Below are 20903 nucleotides of genomic sequence, written 5' to 3' on the forward strand. Positions count from 1 at the left end.
CTCGTAGCCATGCGCGTGTACCTCGGCTCGGATCATGCCGGCTATGAACTCAAGAACCACCTGGTCGAATGGCTCACGGCCCATGGCCACGAGGCGATCGACTGCGGACCCCACATCTATGACGCCCAGGACGACTACCCGCCGTTCTGCCTCCGCACCGCCGAGCGGACGGCCGCGGACCCGGAGGCCCTGGGCATCGTGATCGGTGGCTCGGGCAACGGCGAGCAGATCGCGGCGAACAAGGTCAAAGGCGTGCGCGCCGCACTCGCCTGGAGCGAGCAGACCGCCGCGCTGGGCCGCGAGCACAACAACGCCAACGTCGTCGCGGTCGGTGCCCGGATGCACACCACGGACGAGGCGACGAAGTTCGTGGAGATCTTCCTGACGACCCCGTTCTCGACGGAACCACGCCACCAGCGCCGGATCGACATGCTGTCGGCCTACGAGACCTCGGGCACCGTCCCCCCGATCCCCCCACACCACCCGCAGCCCTGACGGTCCCCACCACACCGGCGATCCCACCCACCCACCCGTACTTCTCACCGGCAACCACTGCGGGCGAACGGGCCCTGGTAACTTCCGCCAACTAATGGGCGGGTGGGTGGGGAAAGCCGCGCAGCGGCGGCACGGCAACACAAGACCCCGGCGAACCGCAGAGGAGTCGTCCCGTGCCGGAAGGGCACACGATCCACCACCTGGCGGCAGCCCACCGCACCCGCTTCGCCGACCGCGAGGTCCACGTGACCAGCCCCCAGGGCAGGTTCGCCGACAGCGCCGCACTCCTCGACAAATCCCCGCTCACCGAGGTCGACGCCCACGGCAAACATCTCTTCCTCGGTTTCGCCGCGTCCGGCTGGGTCCACATCCACCTGGGCCTGTTCGGCAAGCTGGACTTCGGTACGCCGCCGATCCCGCCCCCCACGGACACGGTCCGCCTCCGGCTCGCGCACGACACCGCGTACGCCGATCTCCGGGGCCCCACGACCTGCGCCCTGATCACGGAAGCCGAGAAGCAGGCGATACACGACCGCCTCGGCCCGGACCCGCTCCGGGACGGGGACGACCCCGACCGGGCGTGGCACCGTGTCTCCCGGAGCCGTACGACGATCGCTGCGCTGCTCATGGACCAGAAGGTCGTCGCGGGCGTCGGCAACGTCTACCGCGCGGAGGTCCTGTTCCGGCACGGCATCGACCCGTACCGCGCGGGCCGCGATCTCACGCGCGCGGAGTGGGACGCGATCTGGGCCGATCTGAAGGCCCTGATGCGCGAGGGCGTCCGCGAGAACCGGATCGACACCGTCCGGCCCGAGCACACCCCCGAGGCGATGGGCCGCCCGCCGCGCGTCGACGACCACGGCGGCGAGGTGTACGTGTACCGCAGGGCGCACCAGCCCTGCCACATCTGTGGCGGCGAGATCCGCACCGCCGGTCTCGCCGCCCGGAACCTCTTCTGGTGCCCCACCTGCCAGCGCGCGTGAGGCACCCCCTCAAGACGGCGTCAGAACCCGTGCGGCAGCCAGGGCGCCACATCGGACCCGAACGCGACCGAGGCTTCCGACAGCGCCCCGGGACGCACCTCCCGTACCCGCCCGGCCGCGCCCAGCGACGTCAGGCTCACACCGCCGAGGTACGCGGAGCCCAAGTCCCGTACCGACAGGGCGAGGTCGGGCGCGTCGTCCGTGCGCTTGCAGGACGCGCCCTTGTGGTCGCCGGTCAGCCGCCAACGCCCCTCGTTCCAGGGACAGAAGGCGTCTTCCACGTCGAACACGACATCGACGGGCGTCTGATACGTCCGCGCCTCAAGCGCCGCCCCCAACTCCACGAGCCGTACGTGAAGTGAGTCCCGCGCGCGTACGTTGCATCGGCGGATGTCCGAGACCAACTGCTGCCAGGCGTCGTCGACCGGACGGTTGCCCGCCCGCAGTGTCGAGGTGAGGTCGATGTCGAACAGGAACCGCCACAGCGCCGCGTACGACGCCGGATCCAGTGCCTCCAGATCCTCCAGGATGATCTCGCCCTTGGGGCCCGCCACGTCCCACTCGGGCTTGTTGTGGAAGCGCGCGTACCCCACGATCTCGTCGCCGCGCTCCGCCACCACGCACTGCAGGGGTGACGCCCCGTGCCGATCGGTCTCCGGGTCGAGCAGCGGCAGCCGCTCCCAGCCGGGCCGGCGCGCCAGCATCCCGGGCCGTCCGGTCACCTGTCGCGCGTACACGCTCTCGCACGCGTCCAGCACGTCCGCGGGCTTCACGAACCGCAGCCGTACGTCGTCCGTGCCCGGCGGTACGGACAGGGTGACCCGGTCCGTGTCGATCTCGGCGCGCATCTGGTACGTCCCGACGCCGTACCCGAAGCGGCCGTAGATCACCGGCTCCGATGCCGTCAGGACCGCCACCGGTTCGCCCCAGGACCGTACGTCGTCGAGCTGCCGCCGCATCATCGAGGTGAGTACCCCGCGCCTGCGGTGGGTCGCCGCCACACTCACCATCGTGACGCCCGCGGCGGGCACCAGGGCGCCGCCCGGGACCGCCATCCGGAAGGTGAACGCCCCGGCGGTGCCCACGCACTCGGCACCGTCCCAGACACCGATGGAACGTTCCATCTCGGTCAGTTCGTTGTACAGCGTGCGTTCCTCGGGCGACTCCCGCACTCCGCCGAAGGCCAGCTCCAGCTTCCCGTACCAGACGTCCCAGTCGGCCGGTTCCAGCACCCGTAGTTCAGTGGTCATGTCGCCATGCCTATCAGGACGATGCGGGATGAGCGAGTGGATTTCGACACGGTCCGTGTGGCCCTCGGAGGGGGGACAAGTGGGACCTCCCGTGCGAAGGGCCTGGTGCGCTGGATAGGGTCCACGAGCAATGGCACGACGACGAGCGGAAGCCGAAACGTTCACGGCCCGGATGAAGAAGCGTATGCACCGGGTCCGCACCGGCATGCGTAGATCGGGCGTCGACTACTTCCGCGGCGACGGTTCCGACTGGATCGCACTCGCCGGACTGCTGATAACCGTCCCACTGATCGCCGCCGGCACCCTGATCAACTCCGTGTGGTGCTCACCGGCCGCCCTGGTCCTCCCCATCGTCGCGGGCGGCCTCCTGCTGCGCCCCGCCAGCCTGCTCGGCCTGTACGCGGCTGCGGCCACCGCCCTGATCGTGGAGTCCATCCACCTGGGCCCGTACACCGAGGGCCCGTCCCGGGTGACCCCGGGCGTCGTCCTGGTGGTCGCCGCAGGTGGCTTCTTCGGACTGCTCATCGCCCAGTTCCGCAGCCGGGTCGGGGTGCCCTGGCGGCGCGGCGGCACCATGCTGTTCGACCTGCGCGAACGCATCCGGGTGCAGAGCAAGCTGCCCACCCTGCCGCGCGGCTGGCACCGCGAGATGGCGCTGCGGCCCGCGGGCGGCCAGTCCTTCTCGGGCGACTTCGTCGTGGCGGCCCGTACGAACGGCGGCCGGTCCCTCGAAGTCGTCCTCACAGACGTCTCGGGCAAGGGCATGGACGCGGGCTCGCGCGCGTTGCTGCTGTCCGGCGCTTTCGGCGGTCTCCTCGGCTCCTTGCCGCCGCACGCCTTCCTGCCCGCCGCCAACGGCTATCTGCTCCGCCAGGACTGGGACGAGGGCTTCGCGACCTCCATCCATCTGGTCCTGGACCTGGAGTCGGGCGACTACGAACTGTTCTCGGCGGGACACCCGCCGGGCCTCCAGCTCAGCGCGGGTTCGGGCCGCTGGGAGGAGAAGGCGGCCGAGGGCCCCCTGCTCGGGGTGTACGCCGGGGCGCAGTTCGACCCGATGAAGGGTTCCCTGCGCCCCGGCGACGTTCTCATGCTGTTCACGGACGGCCTGGTGGAAACCTCCGAACGGGACATCGCGGAGGGCATGGACCGCCTCACCGGAGAAGCCGACCGCTATGTGGCAGGCGGCTTCCACGGCGCGACCTGGCACCTGATCGAAGCAGTAGCCAAGGACGTCAACGACGACAGAGCCTTGCTCCTGATCTCCCGAGACGCCTAACCGCTACTTGCCCCTGGTTTGTGAACAGGTACTTGCCCCGGGTTTGTGGGCAGGCGTCCCGCAGGGCGATGGGGGTCCCTCCCGCTCGAGCGAAGCCGAGAGTGGGGGAGGGTGGGCACAAACCCCCACCGGCGATCAGACAGACGCGTCGGCCAGCACAGGACTCCCACCCTTAGGACCGTCGCCCCCAGACCTCCGACCAGGCAATATCCGCGCAAGCCAGTGCGAACGCCCGGCCGCCATCGGCCCCAACACAGCAAGCACCAACACATACCCGGCAATGAACGGCGACAACCGACTGTCCATGCCGGAGGCCCCGGCAGCCATCGTCGCAAGAATCAAAGCGAACTCCCCGCGCGCGAGAAGCGTCGTCGAGATATTCGCCGCGGGCCCGGCCCCGAACCCGTACAACCGCGCCGCACCGAGCCCCGCGAGCACGTTCATGACGAGCGTCAGCGCCACCGCGGCCAGCACCGGCCACAGCACCACCGGCAGGTCACCCGGATCGATGGACAGCCCGAACGCGAAGAAGAAGATCGCGCCGAACGCGTCCCGCAACGGGTGCACCAGCTTCCGGATGCGCTCACCGGACGACGTACTGCCGAGCATCAGACCGACCATGAACGCGCCGATCGCGTCCGCGACGCCGAACCACTCGGACACCCCGGCGACCAGCACGGCGGCCCCGAGGAACGAGATCACCAGCAGCTCGTCGTCCTTGACGGCGAACAGCCGGCCCACGACCTTCGTACCGAATCGGGCCGCGAGCGCGAGCAGCAGCAGGAACCCGAAGGCTTTGCCGCCGTCCATCACCGCGGAGGCGAGGCTGTCGGCGCCGGACAGGATCGGCTGGAGCGCGGCCAGATAGAGGGCCAGGAAGATGTCCTCGACGACGATGATGCCGAGGATCGGTTTGGTCTCGGGGTTGCCGAGGCGTCCGGTGTCGACGAGCACTTTGGTGACGATCGCGGACGACGAGATACCCAGGACTCCGGCGAGAACCAGCGCCTCGGAGGTGCCCCAGCCGAGGGCGAATCCGAAACCCAGGCCCGCGCCGACGTTCAGCGCGAGATACGTGCCACCGGCGAGCGCCATCTTGCGGCCACCGGCTTTGAGGTCGTCCAGATGGAATTCGAGACCGAGGTAGAACAGCAGCAGCACCAGGCCGAGCGCGGAGAGCATCTCCAGGTCGTGCGGGTCGGCGACCAGCACGATGCCGGGTGTGTGCGGGCCGAGCAGGATCCCGGCCAGGATGAAGAGCGGAATGGTGGGCAGTCCGATACGGCCGCCGAGCCGCGCGAGGACGGCGGCGGCGAGAAAGGCCCCACCCATGGCGATCAGCGTGTCTGCGTGTCCGATGGGCTTCCTCCTTTGTGAGTACGGCAAAGAGGGCGTCAAGAAAGCGTCAATAGTTAGCTTACCAAATGATTGACATAGAAAGTATCGGACGGGTGTCGAGCGGGTGCCGGGGGAGCGGCGGGAGGGGTGCGGCGAGGGTGGCGAGAGGGATGCCGCAGGGCTTCAGGTGGGGTTTTCCCCACCCCGACTTGGCGGTGTACCTCATGGTCCGGAGGGTTCTGGGCTCCGTACGGTCGAAGCATCGATCGCGAAGTCGATCACGGAAGCGATCCCGGACGGACGAGGACGGAAGGTGGCCCGACATGGCCCTGCGAAGGAAGAGTGCCGCGCGACAGACGGAGCGAGCGGCGCGGCGCCCGGCTCACGCGGACCAGGAGGCGGCCCACCCGATCCTGGACGGCGTTCCGGTGTACGAGCAGCGTGCCGTCGAACTGCGCGGCGTCCGCAGGCGGTACGGCAGGGGGAGTTCCGCCGTGCACGCCCTGCGCGGTATCGATGTCGCCCTCGCCCGGGGCAGTTTCACCGCCGTGATGGGCCCGTCCGGCTCCGGCAAGTCGACCTTCCTCCAGTGCGCGGCGGGCCTCGACCGCCCCACGGACGGCACGGTCCATCTGGCCGGCACGGAGATCACGGGTATGAGTGAGAACCGTCTGACGGCCCTGCGCCGCGCCCGCCTCGGCTTCGTCTTCCAGTCGTTCAATCTGCTGCCGTCCCTGACGGTCGAGCAGAACGTCGTGCTGCCGATGCGGCTCGCGGGCCACCGCCCCGACCGCCGCCGCGCCGCCGAGGTCCTCGACCAGGTCGGCCTCGGCGACAAGGGCCGCCGGCGTCCCGGGCAGCTCTCCGGCGGCCAGCAGCAGCGCGTGGCCATCGCCCGCGCCCTGGTCACCCGACCCGATGTGATCTTCGCCGACGAGCCGACCGGCGCCCTCGACACCACGACGGCCACCGAGATCCTCGGCCTGCTGCGCTCGGCCGTCGACCACCTCGGTGCCACGGTCGTGATGGTCACGCACGATCCGGGGGCCGCGGCCTGGGCCGACCGTGTGCTCTTCCTCGCGGACGGCTCGATCGCCGACCGCCTGGAGGGCGCCTCGGCCCAGCGGATCGCCGCCCGCATGACCGCGCTGACGGTCCGCGTCCCGGCGGGGGCGGCGGCCTGATGTTCGTTCCCAACGGCCTGGCACGAGCGGCCGTCCGATTCAAACCGGCGGCCTTCGTCGGCACGTTCGTCGCGCTCGCGATGGCCGCGATGATCGTGGCCGCCTGCGGCATCCTCCTGGAGACAGGGCTACGGGCCTCGGTGCCGCCCACCCGCTATGCGGACGCCCCCGTGGTGGCCGCGGCCGACCAGCGGGCCCACCTCGTCACCGGCGGGGGCGAGAGCCGTGTCGACACCGCGACGCCCCTCCCGGACCGCGCCCGGCTGGACAACTCCCTGGTCGCGAAGGCGGGTTCGGTACCGGGCGCGCGAGCGGCGATCGCCGACGTCACCTTTCCGGTGCGGTCGGACCAGGGCCTGTACACCGGGCACAGCTGGGGATCGACCCGGTTCACAGGCGAGAAGCTCACGGAAGGTCGGGAGCCGGGCCGGGGCGAGGTGGTCCTGACCACCGGAGTCTCCGCCTCAGCCGGCGCTTCCGACGCGGCGGCCGGGAAGCGGGCCCAGGTGGGTGCGCGGATCACCCTCACCACGGCCGACGGCCCGCGCGCCTTCCGTGTCTCCGGGCTCGCGACCCCCGGCGCGAGGGAGGCCACGCCCACCGCGTGGTTCACGGACGCCGAGGCGATCGGCGCCTTCGGCCACCCGGGCACGATCGACGCCATCGCCGTCCTGCCCCGGGACGGGGTGAGCACGGCCACCCTGAAGACCCAGGTCGCCAAGGCCCTCGGCAAGCGGGCCGAGGTTCACACCGGCGACGACCGGGGCGCCGTCGAGGACGCCTCGCTGGCCGGGGCCAAGGAAGTCCTCAGCGGACTCGGGGGCTCCTTCGGCGGCATCGCCACGATGGTCGCCGTCTTCACCGCCGCCGGTACGGTCGCGCTCTCCGTGGGGCAGCGGGCCCGCGAGTTCGCGCTGCTGCGGGCGATCGGCACCACACCACGACAGATCCGCCGCACCGTCGCCACCGAGGCACTCCTCGTCGCACCCCTCGCCGGACTGCTCGGCTGTCTGCCCGGCATCGTCCTGGCCACCTGGTGGTTCGGGCAACTCCAGGACAAGGGGGCGATCCCGCGCGCGGTCGATCTCACCGTGTCCTGGATCCCGCTGGTGGTCGTCGTCGGCACCGTGCTGGTCACCGCGCTCGTCGCGGGCTGGTCGGCCGCGTTCCGCCCGTCCCGTATCAAGCCGGGACAGGCGCTGGCCGAGGCGGCGACGGAGCGCCTGCGTCCCGGCTGGATCCGTACGCCACTGGGCCTCGCGGCGGCCGTCGGCGGCTGTGTGTGCGCCGGGCTCGCCGCGTCCGCGACCGGTGAGGACGCGGCGAACGCCGCGCTGGGCGTCGTCATGCTCTTCATGCTCGCCGTCGCCCTGCTCGGGCCGCTGGTGGCCCGCGCCTGTGCCGGGCTGTTCGGGCTTCCGCTGCGCGGCGCGGGAGCGTCCGGTTCGCTCGCCGCCGCCAACTCCCGTAGCAACGCCCGCCGTCTGGCCTCCGCGATCACCCCGATCGTGCTGGCGATGGCCTTCTCGTCGACGCTTGTGTTCATGCACACCAGCGAGGACCGGGCCACTGAGCGCCAGCAGCGGGCCGGCATCGTCGCCGACCACATCGTGCGCCCGGCCGAAGGGTCGGCACCCGGAGCGGTCACCGAGGCGGCCGGTCGGCCCGGGGTCACGGCGGCCGTGGGCCTCCTGAAGACCTCCGTCCTGGTCCCGGTGGGCTCCGGCGGTGACCGCTGGCTGCAATCCGCGTCCACCCAGGGCGTCACCGCCTCGGCCCGGGACCTGACCCGGGTACAGGACCTGGACGTCCGCGAGGGCGCCCTGGACCTGCGGCCGGGCCGGATCGCCCTGGACGCGGGCCTCGCCCGCTCGGCCCATGTCGAGGTCGGCGACCGACTGCGGCTCACGCTGCCGGACGGCACCGAGGCGTCCCCACTGGTCACCGCGACCTATGGCCGGGGCCTTGGCCTGTCCCAAGTCACCCTTTCCCGGGACGACTTGGTCCGCCATGTCTCCGACGCGTCCGACATGGAGATATGGACGAAGGGCGGCAGCGCCGACGCGCTCGCCGGTCTCGGTACGGTCCTGGACCCGGGCGACTACACCGCCGCGGCCTCCCTCGACCGGGAGCTGAACGCCTGGGCGAACACCACCATGGCGGCCGTGCTCGGCGGCTTCGCGGCCGTCGCCGCCGGCAACACCCTGGTGATGACGGTCCTCGCGCGCCGCAGCGAACTGGGCACCCTCCGCCTGATCGGCTCCACCCGCCGCCAGGTGATGCGGATGATCCGCTGGGAGGCCCTGCTCGTCGCGGTGGCCGGCATCGCCTTGGGCACGGCGATCGCGCTCGCCACCCTGGTGCCGATGATGAAGGGCCTGACCGGCGAGAGCCCGTACATACCCCCGCTGGTGTACGGATCCTTCGCGGCGGCGATCGTCGTCCTCGGCCTCACCGCGGCCACGCTTCCCGCACGGGCGGCCCTGCGCGCGGCGGACGCACGCGGCTGAGCCGGCGGAAGGGGGCGCCGTACGGGGGTGAGCCGGACCGGTGGAGAGAGGGGTTCGGCACCCCGGGCGATGGAGCCGGGGGCCGGGCGTGGTTAGGGTCGGCGGCAGTGACACGGAACACCGGAAGAGGGGCTCGCATGCCGCAGCCGTATCTGACCCTGGCCGAGGTCGAGGCACTGGCCCGGGAGGCGCACTCCGGGCAGACCGACAAGGCGGGCCGCCCGTACAGCGAGCATCTCCAGGCGGTGGCCGAAGGGGTGCGTGACCGGGGCGGTTCCGAGGAGCAGATCGCCGCGGCCTGGCTCCATGACGCCGTCGAGGACGACGCGCTGAGCGCCGACTGGCTCGACCGCGCCGCGCTCACCGCGCTGACCAAGACCATCGTCCTGGCACTCACCAAGCAGGAGGACGAGCCCCCGGAGTCGTACGCCCAGCGGATCCTGGACACCCCGGGGGCCCTCGTGGTCAAGGAGTCGGACCTCGCGCACAACGCCGACCCGGCCCGTCTCGCGGTACTCGACGAACACACCCGCGCGCGGCTGAGTCGTAAGTACGCGGCGATGCGCCGACTCCTGGGCCTGCCGCCACTCTGACTCAGACGGAGGTCTTCGTGGTGCGGTCGGTGCGGTCGGTGCGGACGGTGTGTTTGCCGTCGGTGCGGTCGCGGGCCAGTTCCGTGGCGTCGCGTTTGAAGGCCCACGCCATGGTGGGTTCCATGGCGAAACGGAACACACGCCGTACGGGAGGGGTGCACAGGAGGGTCACGACGACGGCGGCGACGAGTGTCGCGAACACCTGGCCGTAGGGCTCGCGCAGCCAGGCGTAGGCGTCGTACCAGCCCCAGAAGCGGGAACCCTTGGCGAGGAAGCCGTGCAGCAGATAGCCGTACAGCGTGCCCGCGCCGAGGACCGTGAACCACATCCGCCGCCGTGGCACCCAGGCGAAGAAGCAGGCGGTGAGGACCATCGAGGCGCCGAAGAGCGCGAGGGTCATCACGACACCGGCCCACCAGGGCGCGCCCAGTTCCTGGGCGCTGTCACGGTGGTAGAACCAGGCGGTGTTCATGCGCGGAGCGGCCCAGTAGGCGACGGCGAGCGCACCGGCGAATACCGGCAGCGCGAGGAGTCTGATCTCGCGGCGCCGCAGCAGCTGGAAGTGCTCCGGCCGCATGAAGAGACCGACGACGAAGAAGGGCAGGAACTGCAGTACGCGCTGAAGGTCCAGGTCGTCGCCGATGTCCGGGGAGACCGACGCGAGGACGGCGATGGCGAGGGCGAGCGGCACCGGCCAACGGACGATCTTCCAAAGGGGTGTGGTGAGCCGCCAGATGAACAGGGCGATCAGGAACCAGGTGAGGTACCAGGGGTCGAGCAGGCTGATGGGCTGCGTGGGATCGTCGTCGGCCCACCGTTTGAAGAAGGTGTAGGCGACCTCGAAGAGGACGTAGGGGACGGCGATTCCGGTGATCAGCCGGCGCAGCCGGTCGGGCCGCATGTCGAAACTGCGGGAGAAGTAGCCGGAGATGAGGATGAAGGCCGGCATGTGGAAGGTGTAGACGGTCATGTAGAGCGCCTCGGCCGTGCGGCCGGTGTCCGTCAGGGGTTCCCATGCGTGGCCCATCGCGACCAGGACGATCGCGAGGTACTTCGCGTTGTCGAAGAACGCGTCGCGCTGCCGCTCGGGGGCGGCAGGGGCGGGGGAAGAGGCCGCCGTGCGGGGGGATGCGGAGCGGGAGGGTGCGGGGCGGGGAGCCGTCGAGCCGGGGGAGTGGGGGCCGGGCATTGAGTCGGTGGGCTCCCTGGCCTCGGGGAGCGGTCCGCCGGAGTGGCCGTGCGGTCGCAGCGAGTTCGTCACAGGCCCTCCCACCATGAGCTGGGGGAGACGACCCGGGACCTCACCGCACCCGCTCGGGGCGTGGCAATGTGAAACATCTGAGGCACCTTAGCGTCGGTGGTGGGATTCCGTAAAACCTCTCCTGACTTTTCCCGGTGATTTCCTTGCATGCCGTGCGGGTACCCAGGATTCGGGGAAGTCCTCCTGTCGGCGTGAATCTTTCTACGCTGCACCGATATTGACGGGTACGTCCACTCTCATCCCCCTTAAATAGGGCATAACGCCTGCGGCCGACTCCAGTGGGATGTCAGGTTCGTTGGTGTATGCCCCACTGCCGGAGCGGTGTTGATGGGGGCGGTGATGTGCTGTCGGCGACTATTCGAATTACCTGCGAACACGATGTGTGGACCTGGAAACGATCAGGGTGAATTATGGTTCGGGCGTGTTCGCCGAATTCCCTTGCGGGCGGCTCCGGTTCACCGGTCACACCGCTGTCCGTACGCCAGTGGTGCCGTCCGGCCGATGTCTCGCACACGCGCGCGTGGCCGACGATGCGTCACCTGTCGCATAGGCCGGGCGGGTTGGTGGCACGATGGTTCTGGCGGGGGTGTGCGTGCGCGTACCCCCGGGCCGGGAGAGCGGACCGACCGAGGGTGTGTGATCAGTGTGGCCATTTCGCTGTCAGTGGTACTGCTGTTGGCGATCATCCTTGTGGTGCTGATCCGCGGGGGATCCATCAAGGCGGGGCCCGCGATCGTCGCGGTGCTCTTCGGCTTCTTCCTCGCGTCGAGCGGGATGGCGCCGTCGATCCAACGGTTCCTCGACTCCATAGCCCAGACGATCAACTCGATCAGCTTCTGACCGAGCAGTCGGGGGGCTCCGGGGTCTCAGCGGGGACCGGAGTCGGCGGGCGGTCGTGGTGATCAGGGTGCCTGCGGGGCGGTTGGGGTGATCTGGACCGGCGGATTCCGGACAGATGCGCCCCACGCTCCCGGAGTGACCCTCGTGCGCCCCCGATAACCCCCACGTGCCCCCGCGCGCCCTCGCACAGCCGCCCCGAATCCCCGGAAACGACTTCGGCCCGGTCCCGCGGATGAGCGCGGTGACCGGGCCGGAAGCCGATGGAGCGGGCGACGGGAATCGAACCCGCGTAGCTAGTTTGGAAGACTAGGGCTCTACCATTGAGCTACGCCCGCACAGTCGCGCCGCAGGTCACGGACCGCGGCACAGGCAGCATCGTAGCGGGTCGGACCCCCTCGCCGCACACCGTATTCCCGCCCTGAGGGGGGCGTCGCGTAATGCGGGAGCCGCACCGCCTGTGGGCATGTACCCTACGTGTCGCACCGACGGGGTGTGGCGCAGCTTGGTAGCGCGTCCGCTTTGGGAGCGGAAGGCCGTGGGTTCAAATCCCGCCACCCCGACCAGCAGCAAGCTCACCTTTTGGGGCGTGTACCGCCTGCGGCTACTATGCAAACTGCGCGCCCGTGTGTCCGCACGTTTCCGAACGTCTCTCAGGGCGCGAATCCGCCGAGGCTCTCCGATCCGGGAGCGGCCGGCAGAACCCTCAAGAAGTCAGCCACAAGGAGACCGAACCGTGAAGAGCGCCGTGGAGACCCTGAACCCGACCCGGGTTCGGCTCACTGTCGAGGTGCCCTTCGAGGAGCTCAAGGACAGCCTCGACGCGGCGTACAAGAAGATCAACCAGCAGGTCACGGTGAAGGGGTTCAGGAAGGGCAAGATTCCGGCCCGCGTCATCGACCAGCGGTTCGGCCGCGGGGCAGTCCTGGAGGAGGCCGTCAACGACGCGCTCCCGAAGTTCTACACCGACGCGGTCAACAACGCCGAGCTGAACGTGCTCGGCCAGCCCGAGGTCGACATCACGGAGCTGAAGGACGGCGAGACGCTGAACTTCACCGCCGAGGTCGACATCCGCCCGACCATCGAGATCCCGGACTACTCCGGCATCGAGGTCGAGGTCGACGCGGTCGAGGTCACCGACGAGGACATCGACAAGGCCGTCGAGGAGCTGCGCGAGCGTTTCGCGTCCACCTCGCCGGTCGAGCGCGCCGCCCAGGACGGGGACGTCGTCACGATCGACCTGGAGGCCAAGGTCGACGGCGAGGTGCTGGAGGACGGCGTCGCCAAGGACGTCTCCTACACCATCGGCTCCGGTGAGCTGCTCGACGGCATCGACGACGCCGTGAAGGGCCTGGAGGCCGGTGGCGAGACCACCTTCACCTCCGAGCTGAAGGGCGGCACCGCCGAGGGCAAGGAGGCCGAGGTCACCGTCAAGGTCGCCCAGGTCGCCGCCCGTGAACTGCCCGAGCTGGACGACGAGTTCGCGCAGCTCGCCTCCGAGTTCGACACCCTTGAGGAGCTGCGCGGCGACAGCCGTAAGCGCCTGGAGAACATGAAGCAGTACGACCAGGCGACCCAGGCGCAGGAGCGGGTCCTGGAGAAGCTGCTCGAACTGGTCGAGGTGCCCGTCCCCGAGAAGCTTCTTGAGGACGAGATCAACACCCGCAAGCACAACCTGGAGCACCACCAGCTCGGCCAGATGGGTCTGACCCTCGACAAGTACCTGGAGATCCAGGGCAAGACCGCCGAGGAGTTCGACACCGAGACCAAGGAAGCCGCGGTCAAGGGCATCAAGACGCAGTTCGTCCTCGACGAGCTGGTCAACAAGGAGAAGCTGAACGTCAACCAGGAGGAGCTGACCGAGCACCTCATGCGGCGTGCTGCGTCCTCCGGTATGTCTCCGGACCAGTTCGCGCAGGCGGTTGTCGAGGGCAACCAGGTGCCGATGCTCGTGGGCGAGGTCGCCCGGGGCAAGGCGCTGGCCGTCGTGGTCGAGGCCGCGACCGTCAAGGACACGAACGGTGAGGTCGTGGACCTGGACGACGAGGAGGAGGAGACGGAGGCCCCCGCCGACGCCGCCCCCGCCGACGCCGCCCCCTCGGACGAGGCAGCGGAGCCCAAGGCCGACGCCTGATCCACCCCGTACGCCGAAGGGCCCTGGACCGGACAACACCGCTCCCGGGCCCTTCGGCGTACCCCCACCCCCACCTTCCGGCGCACCGGCACTCCGGGCCGCGGTGGGCGCAGCACCGATGCGACGGTGCCTCCCCAGGCCACGGGAGCCACAGCCCCGGGCACCGGCGCCCGCGAAGGCAACGGCAGTCAGGGACAACGGGTCAGGCCAAGCGTGGCGACCTGCGCTCACAGCGAACAGTTCCCTGTGCGGGATGGACCCCGGCCGCCTGCGCGTTAGGGTCCATGAATACGAGGGCAGGGGAGTCCCCGTGGTCGCCGAGGGGCGGCGCGGACGTGGGGCTCCACGCCCCAGCAGAAGACGTGAGACGGCCCGGCGCCGTCGTAAGACGAGCAGGTGGATACGTGACGAATCTGATGCCCTCCGCCGCCGGCGACCCCTCCATCGGTGGTGGCCTCGGCGACCAGGTCTACAACCGGCTGCTCGGCGAGCGGATCATCTTCCTCGGCCAGGCGGTCGACGACGACATCGCCAACAAGATCACGGCGCAGCTGCTGCTCCTTGCCTCCGACCCGGAGAAGGACATCTATCTCTACATCAACAGCCCCGGTGGCTCGATCACCGCGGGCATGGCGATCTACGACACCATGCAGTACATCAAGAACGATGTGGTGACGATCGCCATGGGCATGGCGGCCTCGATGGGCCAGTTCCTGCTGAGCGCGGGCACCCCTGGCAAGCGCTTCGCGCTGCCGAACGCGGAGATCCTGATCCATCAGCCGTCGGCGGGCCTCGCCGGCTCCGCGTCGGACATCAAGATCCACGCCGAGCGCCTGCTGCACACCAAGAAGCGGATGGCGGAGCTGACCTCCTTCCACACCGGCCAGTCCGTCGAGCAGATCACTCGCGACTCGGACCGCGACCGCTGGTTCGACCCGATCGAGGCCAAGGAGTACGGCCTGATCGACGACATCATGCCCACCGCGGCCGGTATGCCGGGCGGCGGCGGCACCGGGGCGGCGTGACGGGGAAACCACCTCGTCCGCCGGCCCCCGAAGCCACAGCCGACCGCCTCAGCCCCTTTCAGGAGAGACAGTGAACGACTTCCCCGGCAGCGGCCTCTACGACCGTCCGCAGGCCCAGTACACCGGCCCCACGGCCGAGTCCCGCTATGTCATCCCGCGCTTCGTCGAGCGCACCTCGCAGGGCGTGCGCGAGTACGACCCGTACGCGAAGCTCTTCGAGGAGCGGGTGATCTTCCTCGGGGTGCAGATCGACGACGCGTCGGCCAACGACGTCATGGCGCAGCTGCTGTGCCTGGAGTCGATGGATCCCGACCGTGACATCTCCGTCTACATCAACAGCCCCGGCGGCTCCTTCACGGCGCTCACCGCGATCTACGACACGATGCAGTTCGTGAAGCCGGACGTCCAGACGGTGTGCATGGGCCAGGCCGCGTCGGCCGCGGCGATCCTGCTCGCCGCCGGTACGCCCGGCAAGCGCATGGCGCTGCCCAACGCGCGCGTGCTGATCCACCAGCCGTACAGCGAGACGGGCCGCGGTCAGGTCTCCGACCTGGAGATCGCCGCGAACGAGATCCTCCGGATGCGTGCGCAACTGGAGGAGATGCTCGCCAAGCACTCGACCACGCCGATCGAGAAGATCCGCGAGGACATCGAGCGTGACAAGATCCTGACGGCCGAGGACGCGCTGTCCTACGGCCTGATCGACCAGATCATCTCCACCCGGAAGATGAACAACAACGCGGTCGTCTGACCCACCACGACACCATTTGCCGCCCCTTGGCGTGGTGCACATCAAAGTGAACCGCGCCAAGGGGGGCCCGAACGGGGGGCCCGGCAAGGTACCGTCGGATATGAGGCACCAGGAGTCGCTTACGCGAGCGTCTCCCAGGCGAAGGGGAAGCACCTCGTGGCACGCATCGGTGACGGCGGCGATCTGCTCAAGTGCTCGTTCTGTGGCAAGAGCCAGAAGCAGGTCAAGAAGCTCATCGCAGGCCCCGGTGTGTACATCTGCGACGAGTGCATCGACCTCTGCAACGAGATCATCGAGGAGGAACTCGCCGAGACGAGCGAGGTGCGCTGGGAGGAACTGCCCAAGCCCCGCGAGATCTACGAGTTCCTTGAGGGCTATGTCGTCGGCCAGGAGGCCGCGAAGAAGGCCCTCTCGGTCGCGGTGTACAACCACTACAAGCGAGTCCAGGCCGGTGGCAACGGCACGGGCCAAGGGCGTGAGGACGTCATCGAGTTGGCGAAGTCCAACATCCTCCTGCTGGGGCCCACCGGTTCCGGCAAGACCCTCCTGGCGCAGACACTGGCCCGGATGCTGAACGTCCCGTTCGCCATCGCCGACGCGACGGCGCTGACGGAGGCGGGTTATGTCGGCGAGGACGTCGAGAACATTCTGCTGAAGCTGATCCAGGCCGCGGACTACGACGTCAAGAAGGCCGAGACCGGCATCATCTACATCGATGAGATCGACAAGGTCGCCCGCAAGAGCGAGAATCCGTCGATCACGCGTGACGTCTCCGGCGAGGGCGTGCAGCAGGCGCTGCTGAAGATCCTGGAGGGCACGACCGCGTCGGTCCCCCCGCAGGGCGGGCGCAAGCACCCGCACCAGGAGTTCATCCAGATCGACACGACGAACGTCCTGTTCATCGTGGGCGGTGCCTTCTCCGGGCTTGAGAAGATCATCGAGTCCCGGGCGGGCGCCAAGGGCATCGGCTTCGGGGCGACGATCCGCTCGAAGCGGGAGCTGCAGGCCAAGGACCAGTTCGAGGACGTCATGCCCGAGGACCTGGTGAAGTTCGGGATGATCCCGGAGTTCATCGGCCGGCTGCCCGTCATCACCTCGGTCCACAACCTGGACCGCGAGGCGCTCCTCCAGATCCTGGTGGAGCCGCGGAACGCGCTGATGAAGCAGTACCAGCGCCTCTTCGAACTTGACGGTGTGGAGCTGGACTTCGAGCGGGAGGCCCTGGAGGCCATCGCCGACCAGGCCATCCTCCGGCAGACCGGCGCGCGTGGCCTGCGCGCCATCATGGAGGAGGTCCTCCAGTCGGTGATGTACGAGGTGCCGTCCCGCAAGGATGTCGCCCGCGTCGTCATCACCGCCGAAGCGGTCCACTCCAACGTCAACCCCACCCTGATCCCCCGCGACGCCCGAGGCCGCGGACCGGGCGAACAGAAAACGGCGTGACACGAGGCGAACAGAGAACGGCGTGACACGAAAGGGGCCCGGTCCGATGACCGGGCCCCTTTCGTCATGCGTGCGGCTGTCAGATCTTGACGCGTATGTCCTTGCGCAGGTCCGCCGCGACCTTCGCTGAGGCGTCGAGGGGGATGCCCGTGCCACCCGCTGCGGGGACCGCCAGGCCGATCGTGCTGTAGTCGGCCCACATGCACATGTACTGGGTGTCGGTCTTGCTCGTCTGGGTGTTCTCGGCCTGGGCCTTCTGACACTTCATGACGGCACCGTCGAGGCCGTCCGGACTGACCGACTCCGCGCTGCCGACGAACGTCAGCTTGGAGTCCTTGTTCTTCTTCATGCTCGCGAAGGCACTGTCGATCGCTGCCTCCGGGTCCTTGACCTTGCCGTAAAGACCCAAGAAGGAAACGGCCTTCGATCCCGCGATGTCGGTCGGATCGATGTCGCTGGGGTTGCTGAGATCGATCGTCGAGTACACGGCCTGGACGCCCTTGGCGTCGGTGACCCCGCCCTTGGCGAGATCCTCCGTGTCCTTCGACGTGGCGTCCTCGGGCGGCTTGTCCTCGCCCATGCGCTTGTACTCACCGTTGATCACGGTGGCCGGCGTGGTCAGCTTGTGCGGCCCGTCGTCCGCGACGGAGGAGGATCCGTCCTTCCCCAGGACGAAATACGCCGCCACACCGATCGCCGCCACGACGGCCACCGCGCCGATGATCAGGCCCGTCTTCTTCTTGCCGCCGCCCGGGGCGGGGGGCTGCGGGTAGCCGTAGGGGGGCTGCTGCGGGGGCTGCTGGCCGTAGCCGGGCTGGCCGGGCTGGCCGTACGGGGGTGTCTGGGGCGGTACACCCTGCGGGGGCTGCTGCGGGTATCCGTAACCGGGCTGTGGCGGTGGGGCCTGCTGCGGATATCCGTAGCCGGGCTGGGGTGCCTGCGGCTGCTGGCCGTAGGGTCCCGGCTGACCGTACGGTCCGGGCTGCTGGGGCTGCCCGCCGTACGGGCCCGGCTGGTTGTGGCTCATGCGTGGGTTCCCCTCCAGATGTTTATGCGTTTCTGACATCCTGGCCCAACGGCCGCGCGGACGGACCGGCGGGGCTCCCACCGTTACGAAACCCGCTGGTTTCAGTACACGACCGTGACGCCCCTAAACTGACCCCCGTGACCGAGAACACTCAGCAGCAGAACCCAGCGACCACCACCGAACTGCCGACCCAGTACGCGCCGGCCGAGGTAGAGGGGAAGCTGTACGAGCGCTGGGTGGAGCGCGGTTACTTCGAGGCCGACGCGAAGAGCGACAAGCCGCCGTTCACCGTCGTCATCCCGCCGCCGAACGTCACCGGCAGCCTGCACCTCGGGCACGCCTTCGAGCACACCCTCATCGACGCCCTCACCCGCCGCAAGCGTATGCAGGGCTACGAGACGCTGTGGCAGCCCGGCATGGACCACGCCGGCATCGCCACGCAGAACGTCGTCGAGCGCGAGCTGGGCAAGGAGGGCAAGTCCCGGCACGACCTCGGGCGCGAGGCGTTCGTCGAGCGCGTGTGGCAGTGGAAGGGCGAGTCCGGCGGCCAGATCTCCGGCCAGATGCGCCGCCTCGGCGACGGCGTCGCCTGGTCCCGCGAGCGGTTCACCATGGACGAGGGCCTCTCCCAGTCCGTCCAGACCATCTTCAAGAAGCTCTACGACGACGAGCTGATCTACCGCGCCGAACGCATCATCAACTGGTGCCCCCGCTGTCTGACCGCCATCTCGGACATCGAGGTCGAGTACCAGGACGACGACGGCGAACTGGTGTCGATGCGGTACGGCGACGGGGACGAGTCCATCGTCGTCGCCACCACCCGCGCCGAGACCATGCTCGGTGACACCGCCGTCGCCGTGCACCCCGACGACGAGCGGTACAAGCACCTCATCGGACGCACCATCCGGCTGCCCCTCACCAACCGGTCCATCCCCGTCGTCGCCGACACCCACGTGGACCCCGAGTTCGGCACCGGCGCCGTCAAGGTGACGCCCGCGCACGACCCGAACGACTTCGAGATCGGCCGGCGCCACGACCTGCCCGCCATCACCATGATGGACGAGCACGCCGTCATCACCGTCCCCGGCCCCTTCCAGGGCCTGGACCGCCTGGAGGCCCGCAGCGCCATCGTCGGCGCCCTGCGCGCCGAGGGCCGGATCGTCGCCGAGAAGCGCCCGTACGCGCACTCCGTGGGCCACTGCTCGCGCTGCAAGACCACCATCGAGCCGCGGCTGTCCCTCCAGTGGTGGGTCAAGGTCGGCCCGCTCGCGAAGGCCGCCGGTGACGCGGTCCGCGACGGGCGCGTCACGATCCACCCGCAGGAGATGGAGAAGCGGTACTTCGACTGGGTCGACAACCTCCACGACTGGTGCATCTCACGGCAGTTGTGGTGGGGCCACCGCATCCCCGTCTGGTATGGGCCGAACGGCGAGGTCGTCTGCGTCGGACCCGACGACGAGGTGCCCACCGGCGAGGGCTGGACGCAGGACAGCGACGTCCTCGACACCTGGTTCTCGTCAGGGCTGTGGCCCTTCTCCACCCTCGGCTGGCCCGAACAGACCGACAGCCTCGCGAAGTTCTACCCGAACTCCGTCCTCGTCACCGGCTACGACATCCTGTTCTTCTGGGTCGCCCGCATGATGATGTTCGGCCTCTACGCGATGGACGGCACCCCGCCGTTCCACACCATCGCCCTGCACGGCATGGTCCGGGACCAGTTCGGCAAGAAGATGTCGAAGTCCTTCGGCAACGCGGTCAACCCGCTGGACTGGATGGACAAGTACGGCTCCGACGCCCTCCGCTTCACGCTCGCGCGCGGCGCCAACCCCGGCGTGGACGTGCCGATCGGCGAGGACTGGGTCCAGGGGTCCCGTAACTTCGCCAACAAGATCTGGAACGCCACCCGGTTCGCGCTGATGAACGGCGCCACCGTCGAGGGCGAGCTGCCGCCCGCCGAGAAGCTGTCCCCGACGGACCGGTGGATCCTGTCCCGGCTGAACGCGACCGTCGCCGAGGTCGACGCCCTCTACGACGACTACCAGTTCGCGAAGCTCTCCGACGCGCTGTTCCACTTCGCCTGGGACGAGGTCTTCGACTGGTACGTGGAGCTGTCCAAGACCACCTTCATGGGCGGCGGCGAGGCGGCCAAGGTGTCCGGGCGGGTGCTCGGTGAGGTCCTCGACGTCACGCTGCGCCTGCTGCACCCGATCGTGCCGTTCGTGACCGAGACCCTGTGGACCACCCTCACCGGGGGCGAGTCCGTGGTGATCGCCGAGTGGCCCACCGACTCCGGGTTCCGGGACGAGGCCGCCGAGCGGGAGATCGGGACCCTTCAGTCGGTGATCACCGAGGTGCGGCGGTTCCGTGCCGAGCAGGGGCTTCAGCCGGGGCAGCGGGTGCCGGCGCGGCTCTCGCTCGGCGGGTCCGCGCTCGCGCCGCACGAGGCCGCGATTCGGCAGTTGCTGCGGCTTCAGCCCGAGGGGGAGGGGTTCGCGGCCACCGCGACGCTGCCCGTGTCCGGGGTGGAGGTGGCGCTCGATCTCTCCGGGACGATCGATGTGGAGGCCGAGCGGAAGCGGCTCGCCAAGGATCTTGCGGCGGCCGAGAAGGAGAAGGCTCAGGCGGTGGGGAAGTTGGGGAACGAGGCGTTTTTGGCTAAAGCCCCGGAACCTGTGGTCGCGAAAATTCGTGGGCGTCTGGTGAAGGCTGACGAAGATATTGCCCGGATTCAGGTGCAGCTTGATCGGTTGCCCTCGGCTTAGGTTGTTGTCCGGCTGACCGTCCGCTGTGGGC

16 protein-coding genes and 2 tRNA genes are annotated in these 20903 nt (G+C 69.3%); 13 read left to right on the plus strand and 5 right to left on the minus strand.

Annotated elements, in window-relative coordinates; all coding sequences use genetic code 11:
• Positions 1-9 precede the first annotated feature (9 nt).
• Complete coding sequence (locus ACFVT5_RS05315; protein WP_389881618.1) at positions 10-495, plus strand: ribose-5-phosphate isomerase; 486 nt, start codon at positions 10-12, stop codon at positions 493-495.
• 173 nt (positions 496-668) lie between these two features.
• Positions 669-1478, plus strand: coding sequence for an Fpg/Nei family DNA glycosylase (locus tag ACFVT5_RS05320; protein WP_389881620.1), 810 nt, complete (start codon positions 669-671; stop codon positions 1476-1478).
• Positions 1479-1498: 20 nt separating this feature from the next.
• Here ACFVT5_RS05320 and ACFVT5_RS05325 read toward each other — a convergent pair whose 3' ends face one another.
• Positions 1499-2728, minus strand: a complete 1230-nt coding sequence (locus ACFVT5_RS05325; RefSeq protein ID WP_389881622.1) for a GNAT family N-acetyltransferase — start codon at positions 2726-2728, stop codon at positions 1499-1501.
• A gap of 130 nt (positions 2729-2858) precedes the next feature.
• Here ACFVT5_RS05325 and ACFVT5_RS05330 point away from each other — a divergent pair, with 130 nt between their 5' ends.
• On the plus strand, positions 2859-4007 hold the full coding sequence (locus tag ACFVT5_RS05330) for a PP2C family protein-serine/threonine phosphatase (protein ID WP_389881624.1): 1149 nt from the start codon (positions 2859-2861) through the stop codon (positions 4005-4007).
• A 135-nt stretch (positions 4008-4142) separates the two neighbouring features.
• On the opposite strand, the gene ACFVT5_RS05335 is transcribed toward ACFVT5_RS05330, so the two are convergent.
• Positions 4143-5339, minus strand: a complete 1197-nt coding sequence (locus ACFVT5_RS05335) for a cation:proton antiporter (RefSeq protein WP_389881626.1) — start codon at positions 5337-5339, stop codon at positions 4143-4145.
• Positions 5340-5668: 329 nt separating this feature from the next.
• Between ACFVT5_RS05335 and ACFVT5_RS05340 the strand changes: the two genes are divergently transcribed.
• The 3 genes from ACFVT5_RS05340 (at position 5669) to ACFVT5_RS05350 (ending at position 9632) form a co-directional block, all read left to right on the plus strand.
• A complete protein-coding gene (locus ACFVT5_RS05340) occupies positions 5669-6529 on the plus strand; it encodes an ABC transporter ATP-binding protein (RefSeq protein ID WP_389881628.1) in 861 nt (286 codons plus the stop codon).
• Positions 6529-9039: an FtsX-like permease family protein gene (locus ACFVT5_RS05345; RefSeq protein WP_389881630.1), complete on the plus strand. Its 2511-nt coding sequence runs from the start codon at positions 6529-6531 to the stop codon at positions 9037-9039. The genes ACFVT5_RS05340 and ACFVT5_RS05345 overlap by 1 nt, the downstream gene beginning before the upstream one ends.
• Positions 9040-9176: 137 nt before the next feature.
• Complete coding sequence (locus tag ACFVT5_RS05350; protein WP_389881632.1) at positions 9177-9632, plus strand: HD domain-containing protein; 456 nt, start codon at positions 9177-9179, stop codon at positions 9630-9632.
• Between the two features lies 1 nt (position 9633).
• On the opposite strand, the gene ACFVT5_RS05355 is transcribed toward ACFVT5_RS05350, so the two are convergent.
• Positions 9634-10893, minus strand: coding sequence for an acyltransferase family protein (locus tag ACFVT5_RS05355; RefSeq protein ID WP_389881634.1), 1260 nt, complete (start codon positions 10891-10893; stop codon positions 9634-9636).
• Between the two features lie 645 nt (positions 10894-11538).
• On the opposite strand from ACFVT5_RS05355, the gene ACFVT5_RS05360 reads away from it, so the two are divergent.
• A complete protein-coding gene (locus ACFVT5_RS05360) occupies positions 11539-11733 on the plus strand; it encodes a hypothetical protein (RefSeq protein WP_389881636.1) in 195 nt (64 codons plus the stop codon).
• A 261-nt stretch (positions 11734-11994) separates the two neighbouring features.
• Here the strand turns inward: ACFVT5_RS05360 and ACFVT5_RS05365 are convergent.
• Positions 11995-12068 (minus strand) — tRNA-Gly (locus tag ACFVT5_RS05365).
• 151 nt (positions 12069-12219) lie between these two features.
• Here ACFVT5_RS05365 and ACFVT5_RS05370 point away from each other — a divergent pair.
• From ACFVT5_RS05370 to clpX, 5 genes are all read left to right on the plus strand, one after another.
• Positions 12220-12296: transfer RNA gene (locus ACFVT5_RS05370), tRNA-Pro, on the plus strand.
• Between the two features lie 170 nt (positions 12297-12466).
• Entirely contained in the window at positions 12467-13864 is a 1398-nt protein-coding gene (tig, locus tag ACFVT5_RS05375) for a trigger factor (RefSeq protein ID WP_389881638.1), read from the plus strand.
• A 416-nt stretch (positions 13865-14280) separates the two neighbouring features.
• Positions 14281-14889 (plus strand): ATP-dependent Clp protease proteolytic subunit, encoded by a 609-nt coding sequence (locus ACFVT5_RS05380; protein WP_389882084.1) that lies wholly within the window; start codon positions 14281-14283, stop codon positions 14887-14889.
• Between the two features lie 70 nt (positions 14890-14959).
• The gene (locus ACFVT5_RS05385) at positions 14960-15640 is read left to right on the plus strand and encodes an ATP-dependent Clp protease proteolytic subunit (RefSeq protein WP_389881640.1); all 681 of its coding nucleotides are present in this window, start codon (positions 14960-14962) and stop codon (positions 15638-15640) included.
• Positions 15641-15796: 156 nt separating this feature from the next.
• A complete protein-coding gene (gene clpX / locus ACFVT5_RS05390; protein ID WP_389881642.1) occupies positions 15797-17083 on the plus strand; it encodes an ATP-dependent Clp protease ATP-binding subunit ClpX in 1287 nt (428 codons plus the stop codon).
• A 79-nt stretch (positions 17084-17162) separates the two neighbouring features.
• On the opposite strand, the gene ACFVT5_RS05395 is transcribed toward clpX, so the two are convergent.
• Complete coding sequence (locus ACFVT5_RS05395) at positions 17163-18110, minus strand: hypothetical protein (RefSeq protein WP_389881644.1); 948 nt, start codon at positions 18108-18110, stop codon at positions 17163-17165.
• 137 nt (positions 18111-18247) lie between these two features.
• On the opposite strand from ACFVT5_RS05395, the gene ACFVT5_RS05400 reads away from it, so the two are divergent.
• A complete protein-coding gene (locus ACFVT5_RS05400; RefSeq protein ID WP_389881646.1) occupies positions 18248-20872 on the plus strand; it encodes a valine--tRNA ligase in 2625 nt (874 codons plus the stop codon).
• The last annotated feature ends 31 nt before the right edge of the window (positions 20873-20903 follow it).

The sequence above is a fragment of the Streptomyces sp. NPDC058001 genome (assembly GCF_042886315.1).
In the GTDB taxonomy this organism is placed as follows: Bacteria; Actinomycetota; Actinomycetes; order Streptomycetales; family Streptomycetaceae; genus Streptomyces.

Excerpts from the sequence above, each read along its gene's own strand:
- ACFVT5_RS05315 (WP_389881618.1), top strand. The coding sequence starts at position 10 with ATGCGCGTGTACCTCGGCTCGGATCATGCCGGCTATGAACTCAAGAAC.
- ACFVT5_RS05325 (WP_389881622.1), bottom strand. The coding sequence starts at position 2,728 with ATGACCACTGAACTACGGGTGCTGGAACCGGCCGACTGGGACGTCTGG.
- ACFVT5_RS05330 (WP_389881624.1), top strand. The coding sequence starts at position 2,859 with ATGGCACGACGACGAGCGGAAGCCGAAACGTTCACGGCCCGGATGAAG.
- ACFVT5_RS05335 (WP_389881626.1), bottom strand. The coding sequence starts at position 5,339 with ATGGGTGGGGCCTTTCTCGCCGCCGCCGTCCTCGCGCGGCTCGGCGGC.
- ACFVT5_RS05340 (WP_389881628.1), top strand. The coding sequence starts at position 5,669 with ATGGCCCTGCGAAGGAAGAGTGCCGCGCGACAGACGGAGCGAGCGGCG.
- ACFVT5_RS05345 (WP_389881630.1), top strand. The coding sequence starts at position 6,529 with ATGTTCGTTCCCAACGGCCTGGCACGAGCGGCCGTCCGATTCAAACCG.
- ACFVT5_RS05350 (WP_389881632.1), top strand. The coding sequence starts at position 9,177 with ATGCCGCAGCCGTATCTGACCCTGGCCGAGGTCGAGGCACTGGCCCGG.
- ACFVT5_RS05380 (WP_389882084.1), top strand. The coding sequence starts at position 14,281 with ATGCCCTCCGCCGCCGGCGACCCCTCCATCGGTGGTGGCCTCGGCGAC.
- ACFVT5_RS05395 (WP_389881644.1), bottom strand. The coding sequence starts at position 18,110 with ATGAGCCACAACCAGCCGGGCCCGTACGGCGGGCAGCCCCAGCAGCCC.